This window comes from Gilvimarinus gilvus (genome assembly GCF_030518155.1).
In the GTDB taxonomy this organism is placed as follows: Bacteria; Pseudomonadota; Gammaproteobacteria; order Pseudomonadales; family Cellvibrionaceae; genus Gilvimarinus; species Gilvimarinus gilvus.
Genome location: NZ_JAULRU010000581.1, coordinates 1 through 2,996, shown reverse-complemented (window position 1 = coordinate 2,996; position 2,996 = coordinate 1). Strand labels below are relative to the sequence as shown.

Here is a 2,996-nt window from a genome sequence, read left to right as displayed (position 1 = left end):
TTTGGTTGGCCAATTCAAACCATTCATGAAATTATCGGAAGTAGACAGACAAAAAATCAAATTTACATGAAGTTGAGTTATAAAACACTCAACTTTTGGTGAGCTATTGTTCTTTGACAGGCCCGGTCATATAGGTGTTATAGCTTTACTCGCTAATTTCAACTTTACGTCCATCTGGATCGGTGATGACACGAACTGTATTACCTGCGAACTCATAGGACTCAACCACCGATAACTTCTCAAGAATTACAGGCAGATTTGAAACTTTAAAACCTAGCCGGTTATTGTCTTGTGGCGACTCACCTTTATTCGGGTACAACTCAAATACACAACCGTCTTGTTCACAGGAGTAATGGACTGGGCCATTTCCGTGCTGTTCTTTTACGAAATTTAAGCCCAGCAATTGGTAAAATCTTTTGCTCGCCTCTAGATCCTTACATCTAATAACTAAAAGTGAAATTTTCACTCGATCTCCGCGAGGCTATAACGCGAAGCACAGCGGCGCGAGCTTGCGAGCGTCCGGCAGCCGAAGGCTGCGTACTGGTGCGTTTGGTTAGGCATTTCCTTGCTCGAATTTTATACCCATCGTCATTGGCGGAAATACATGCCTGATTACAATTTTGCTGCCATTCTCTAGGGCTATAATGTATTGATTTATGACATCCTCCCCCAAGCAATCAGTTTGAACTACCTCCTCCACCCTCATCGGAAGGCAAGAGACCTTGAAGAGTGACGGAAGATTCACAGCTTCTATCTTTTCCAGCGACAACCCCAGACCTGGGTATCGGCCGGTAGTTTCTACCTCACATGGCTGGACTAACAAAATCGACTGATCGTCAAAGACCAAATTAACGTCATAGCAAATCAGAAAGCCATCATTGGTATCGTCCTGCCAGGCAGGATGAACCTTGTCGTGGCTTTTCCCAACGCGAACTTCCACAAGGCACTTTCGATCTAAACTCATGCTCTCAACCATAGATCTGCCTAACGCCCCGCTAAACGGCGAGCGTCAGCGAGTCCGGTGGAGGCCACGCTGTTTGTGGCCGGAACGAATTTGAGCGGCTTGTTAACTAGCATTGGCGAACACACCCGCCTGAATGAAAAGTACCCAGCCCGTAAAGCCGACAATACATATGCTTTGAAGAAACACTGCGTACCTTGCTATTTGGTTTGTGTAACCGCGCCACGCATTTGCCATGAACACCAGAGGCAAGCCTACAAATGTAATAAGTGAACCAATAGTCGGCATGCCCTCGGATGGTGTAAGGGGTGATATCAACCCCGCTCCAAAAATCAAGAACGCCAGGACATTTCCGATGATTGCTAGTGCTTTGCTCATTTTGACAGTTAACATATTAATAGGCGTCTGGCGCCAGAATCGACGGCGTGACGCCTATCCAAGTTTATTAAAGAGACGACACTATCCCACAACCCACGGGTGATCAAGGCTTTGCGCTTTTAGGCGCATAATTCATTCCGGGATAGGTGTCATGGGCTGATGCCTATCCCGGCTATACCCGTCACAGCTAAGTTATTGAAATACCGTTGTTATTTTCATTTTATCAAATAGTTTACCGAAATAGGCGTCGCGCCGACTATTTTGACTATCTGGATAGACCGTACTACGCTAAAACTGTATATAAATACAGTATTTGGTGGGTTTGTATGAAAGACATTCCTAAGGTTTTACCGAAGCAGCCGGTACGGTTTATGGATAGGTTGCGTGCTTATATACGTGCGAAGGGTTTGGCGTATAAAACTGAACAGACCTATTGTACGTGGATCATTGATTTTATTCGGTTTAACAAGATGCAGCGGCCTGAATCGTTGACCAGCCATGATGTAGATCGGTATTTAGGTCACATTGCATGCAAACGTTATTACTCGGCCAATACTCAGAAAACGGCACTGAATGCATTGGCATTTTTGTATAACCAGTTTTTGGGCCGCCCTCTTGGTACGCTTGAGTTTCAACATTCTCGGCGGCCACAAACGCTACCAACGGTTTTCAGCCATGAAGAGGCCGCCCGCGTGTTGGGTAAACTTGAGGATACGCCGTGGCTCTGCGCGTCTCTTATGTATGGCAGTGGGCTTAGGGTTATGGAGGCGGTACGGTTGCGCGTTCAGGATGTTGATTTCGCCAATAACTGCGTGGTGGCCCGCGAGGCCAAGGGACGCAAGTGGCGCAGAACACTCTTGCCCTCAACACTGGTGGTGCCTTTGCGGCAGCAGGTTGAACACGCGCTGGCGCTGCACGGCCAGGACATGGAGGAAGGTTACGGCGAGGTTTATTTGCCCGACGCTTTGGCAAAAAAGTACCCCAATGCACCGAAGGAACCAGCTTGGCAGTATGTTTTCCCGGCATCGCATCGCTCGATCGACCCGCGCTCAGGTGTTGAACGCCGCCACCATATAGGGGAGCAGCAAATTCAACGGCACGTTAAGCGCGCAATACGTGAGTCTGAGATTCACAAAAAAGCTGGCTGCCACACGTTTCGGCACAGCTTTGCGACTGAGCTATTGCGCGCGGGCGCCGATATCCGGAATATTCAGGAGCTGTTGGGTCATGCGGGTCTGGAGACTACGCAAATATATACTCACGTGGTTAGTATTGAGCAACGTGGCGTTAAAAGCCCGATGGACGTTTAGCAGTGGGGTGATAGTTCATCGCTAAGCTCGAGGTAAATTTTTACCGAGCCACATGTACAAAGTGATAATGCTTTTATCATTGCTCCTCTGACTAGGGGTTATCAATGTGCGTGCACATAGTTGGCATTCGCCGCAGCGTACAAGTTAAAAGTACTCGCTCTATTAAAACACCAGCAACCATAGCAATCGGTAAAATGTCAGCAAGTCGCAGGGCGTGACCTGAAGCGCACATCTGCTGCGCCTTGCCTCTAGCAAAGGGAACCACCCTGTGCGTCGAGACAAGACACAACATCTGCACGCGTCAGGCCACGCTGAGCATGCATGGGGTTTTTCAGCAGCCTGCTAGG

The 2,996-nt window shown here is 48.2% G+C and carries 3 protein-coding genes; 1 reads left to right on the top strand and 2 read right to left on the bottom strand.

Annotation, left to right across the window (positions count from 1 at the left end; all coding sequences use genetic code 11):
* Nucleotides 1-145: 145 nt before the first annotated feature.
* Nucleotides 146-466 (bottom strand): VOC family protein, encoded by a 321-nt coding sequence (locus QWI17_RS13795; RefSeq protein ID WP_302723103.1) that lies wholly within the window; start codon nt 464-466, stop codon nt 146-148.
* Between the two features lie 87 nt (nt 467-553).
* Nucleotides 554-964, bottom strand: a complete 411-nt coding sequence (locus tag QWI17_RS13790) for a hypothetical protein (protein WP_302723102.1) — start codon at nt 962-964, stop codon at nt 554-556.
* A 701-nt stretch (nt 965-1,665) separates the two neighbouring features.
* Here QWI17_RS13790 and QWI17_RS13785 point away from each other — a divergent pair.
* Entirely contained in the window at nt 1,666-2,649 is a 984-nt protein-coding gene (locus QWI17_RS13785; RefSeq protein WP_302723101.1) for an integron integrase, read from the top strand.
* Nucleotides 2,650-2,996: the final 347 nt, after the last annotated feature.

Coding starts and splice junctions, on each gene's coding strand:
- QWI17_RS13790 (WP_302723102.1), bottom strand. CDS start 964: ATGAGTTTAGATCGAAAGTGCCTTGTGGAAGTTCGCGTTGGGAAAAGC.
- QWI17_RS13785 (WP_302723101.1), top strand. CDS start 1,666: ATGAAAGACATTCCTAAGGTTTTACCGAAGCAGCCGGTACGGTTTATG.